General features: G+C 37.1%; 6 protein-coding genes and 1 pseudogene. 4 read left to right on the top strand and 3 right to left on the bottom strand.

Features of this window, described 5'->3' with window-relative positions:
* Positions 1-307: IS3 family transposase (locus A9G40_RS08045; RefSeq protein WP_141675228.1), on the bottom strand; the 307-nt coding region annotated here is incomplete at its 3' end.
* Complete coding sequence (locus A9G40_RS14720; RefSeq protein ID WP_081302208.1) at positions 307-474, bottom strand: transposase; 168 nt, start codon at positions 472-474, stop codon at positions 307-309. The genes A9G40_RS14720 and A9G40_RS08045, both read right to left, overlap by 1 nt.
* 203 nt (positions 475-677) lie before the next feature.
* On the opposite strand from A9G40_RS14720, the pseudogene A9G40_RS15495 reads away from it, so the two are divergent.
* The 4 genes and pseudogenes from A9G40_RS15495 to A9G40_RS14320 all read left to right on the top strand — a co-directional run.
* Positions 678-866: pseudogene (locus A9G40_RS15495) on the top strand (RHS repeat-associated core domain-containing protein); the annotation flags it as partial.
* Positions 864-1,343, top strand: coding sequence for a hypothetical protein (locus A9G40_RS08035; protein ID WP_065582622.1), 480 nt, complete (start codon positions 864-866; stop codon positions 1,341-1,343). The pseudogene A9G40_RS15495 and the gene A9G40_RS08035, both read left to right, overlap by 3 nt.
* Before the next feature lie 10 nt (positions 1,344-1,353).
* Positions 1,354-1,836, top strand: coding sequence for a hypothetical protein (locus A9G40_RS08030; protein WP_065582621.1), 483 nt, complete (start codon positions 1,354-1,356; stop codon positions 1,834-1,836).
* 305 nt (positions 1,837-2,141) lie between these two features.
* A complete protein-coding gene (locus A9G40_RS14320; RefSeq protein WP_081302200.1) occupies positions 2,142-2,288 on the top strand; it encodes an RHS domain-containing protein in 147 nt (48 codons plus the stop codon).
* Between the two features lie 35 nt (positions 2,289-2,323).
* Here the strand turns inward: A9G40_RS14320 and A9G40_RS08025 are convergent.
* Positions 2,324-3,096 (bottom strand): IS3 family transposase (locus A9G40_RS08025; RefSeq protein ID WP_081302199.1); only part of this gene is annotated, 773 nt, incomplete at its 5' end.

Genomic DNA, 3,096 nt, shown 5'->3' with positions numbered 1-3,096 from the left:
GAGGAATGCGTTTTTTACGCTTTACCCTGAGATTAAGCTTTAATTCACAATACACCCGATATACCCGTTTATGATTCCATTGATAGCCGAGCTTTCTGATACGATTAAAACATTTAGGAAAGCCCCAGCGTAAATGCCGGTCTGTGATAGCATTCAACACCGAAACAATCACCGAATCATCCTGTAACTTAGCTTGATAATAGTAAGCACAACGGCTTAAACCAACAATGGCACAACTCATAGCAATAGTAACTGAATGATTTTGTTGTAGTTGCTGTGCCCACGTTTTACGTGCCCCTGTTGGCACTAAAGCTTTTTTATGATATCTTCCTGAAGCTGAGATTTTAAACTGAGCTCAGCAAACATCTGTTTAAGTTTACGGTTTTCCGCCTCCAGCTCCTTTAAACGTTTGATGTCTGAAATTTCCATACCACCGTATTTATCACGCCATTTATAGAAAGTTGAATTACCCATGCCCTATTTACGACAGAGCTCCTTGACAGGAATACCCGCTTCAGCTTCTTTTAAAATAGCGACGATTTGATGTTCAGTCATTTTTTTCATCATTGAATCCTCTTTTACTTTTATCATAGAGAATTTCCTACTTTTTGGCTGTACTATTTTAGGGGATAGTTACAAACGAAACCTACCATCAGGACGATACCCAAGCCCTGCCCGATAACCCGTTAAGATTCCAAGGGCAATATTATGATGAGGAAACAGGACTTCATTACAACCTAAACCGCTATTACGACCCATTTACCGGCAGATATATCACCCAAGACCCACTAGGTATACTGGGTGGCTTAAATAGTTATCAATATGTCAATGGTGATCCGATAAATTGGATAGATCCGTTAGGGTTGATTAAGGTTGAAAATAGTGGATTTGAAGGGGTTGCAGGAAAAGAAAAGATAGGTATTCCAACCACTACCGCTAAGGATCCATTAAGTCCTGTTCAGCAGTATGATGCATATGGTAATGAAATTGTTTATAGAACTATGTCACAAGAGCAATTTAAGCAGTTTGAGAGAACAGGCATAATGCCTCCAACAACCGAAACTTCCATCTCTCCAGTTTTAGGATATTCATCAAAATATAATGGAGTAACCGTAAAAATCGTGGTTAAACAAGGAACATTTGCTAAGTTAGAAGAAATAGGTATTGCAGCAAATTCTGCAGCGGCAAAAGTATTTCCTAATATGTCGATTAAAACTGGGAAATGGATGAAAACCAATACTCGTTTTAAAGTTGAAGGTGGGCAAATGACAACTCAACTTGGACAAGGTAGAGGTATAGAGATTTTTAATGAAAATATTGTTCATTTTGAAAAAGTAAAATAAAGGTAAAAATATGCTATTAAAATTAGAAACTTCTAAAGTTCCAATGAAAATGGTCTTTTTATTATCAAAGGAATTAAAAAATAATCCAGAAAGAGTCGCTTTAACACAAGCATTAACGTTAGACAAATCAAAACCTACAATGGGTCTCAAAGGTACCAATGGTCTTTTTGGATCAAAAGAGTGGTGGAATAGTATTGAGCAGGGGAGGATACCTTTATTATTTATTTCAGGAATAATAAAAAAAGCTTATGTAGCAGGGCAAGATCCCTCAAATTTTAATAATACAGTTGATTTATTACTTGAAGATGGGACAATTCAATCTGTTGGTATTTATACCAACAAAAAAGAAGATTCAAAGCTCTTTAAAATAGGATATAGTGCAAGTATCGTTTATGCATTAGATGAAATGAAATTACAACCAGATTTTGATGGTAAAATAAATCGCTCTAAAACAGCTTTAGAAATGGCAGTCTCATTAGAGCCTGTAGAATAAGTTCCAATTTAGATTCAATTTAACATATCAAATCGGCAAGGTAAGCTTAATACTTAGCTTACTTTGTTAGATTTAAATTATTATTGTGTCAACTAACCATTTGCTATGATGTTATTAGCGTTAATATTATGATAAACCCAAATGTTTTTTGGTGGCATATACTTTGAGCATGATTGCTTTGGCAACCTGATTGTGGAAAAACGTGGAAAAGGCCACAGTCTAATAAACTTATTGCCGAGACCAATAACGATAAACACTGGCAAAGCTAGCTTTACGAGCCAGATTCTTACCGTCCATTAGCCCTTGTGCACGGCAATGCGCAGCAAGATAACATCAAACTCTACTGGTATCAAAACGACCACCTTGGCACACCCATTGCCCTTACCGGTAGCTTAGGTGACACCCTCTACGAATGCCAGTATAATGCCTATGGGCAGATAATAAACGTGTAAATACCCCAAACTTAGTACACAACTCACGTAGAAAATTAAGCTGCCTGTTTTAATGTTTTATATTCGAGCGGTGTCATGTTATTTAATGCCTCATGCGGTCTTTCGGTGTTATAAATCGTTAACCATTCTTCGGTTATTCTCCTTGCTTGTGCTAAGTTGTTAAAAAGATATAAATCGAGTACTTCAGTACGATAGGTACGATTAAATCGTTCAATATAACCATTTTCATAAGGGCTACCGGGCTGGATATAATCAATGGCTATATCATGTGATTTAGCCCAGTTTATAAAGGTTTTTCCTGTAAATTCTGGTCCATTATCGACGCGTATTTTTAACGGATAACCATGATACTCCGCCAATTTATCCAAATAACGAGTCACTCTACCTGCGGGTAAACTCACACCAATATCAATACCTAATGCCTCACGATTAAAGTCATCGATGACATTGAATGTCCTAAAGCGACGTTGATTACGACTACTGTCACTCATAAAATCCATTGACCAACATTCACCTTGTTTATTGGGGGCTAATAACCTTTCCGGGCATCGTGGAGGAATGCGTTTTTTACGCTTTACCCTGAGATTAAGCTTTAATTCACAATACACCCGATATACCCGTTTATGATTCCATTGATAGCCGAGCTTTCTGATACGATTAAAACATTTAGGAAAGCCCCAGCGTAAATGCCGGTCTGTGATAGCATTCAACACCGAAACAATCACCGAATCATCCTGTAACTTAGCTTGATAATAGTAAGCACAACGGCTTAAACCAACAATGGCACAACTCATAGCAATAGTAACTG

The organism is Gilliamella sp. Nev3-1 (genome assembly GCF_001690435.1).
GTDB classification, from domain to species: domain Bacteria; phylum Pseudomonadota; class Gammaproteobacteria; order Enterobacterales; family Orbaceae; genus Gilliamella; species Gilliamella apicola_C.
Note: the sequence above shows the minus strand (reverse complement) of the source record. Positions and strands in the feature narration are given on the sequence as shown.

Coding starts and splice junctions, on each gene's coding strand:
- A9G40_RS14720 (WP_081302208.1), bottom strand. CDS start 474: ATGGGTAATTCAACTTTCTATAAATGGCGTGATAAATACGGTGGTATG.
- A9G40_RS08030 (WP_065582621.1), top strand. CDS start 1,354: ATGCTATTAAAATTAGAAACTTCTAAAGTTCCAATGAAAATGGTCTTT.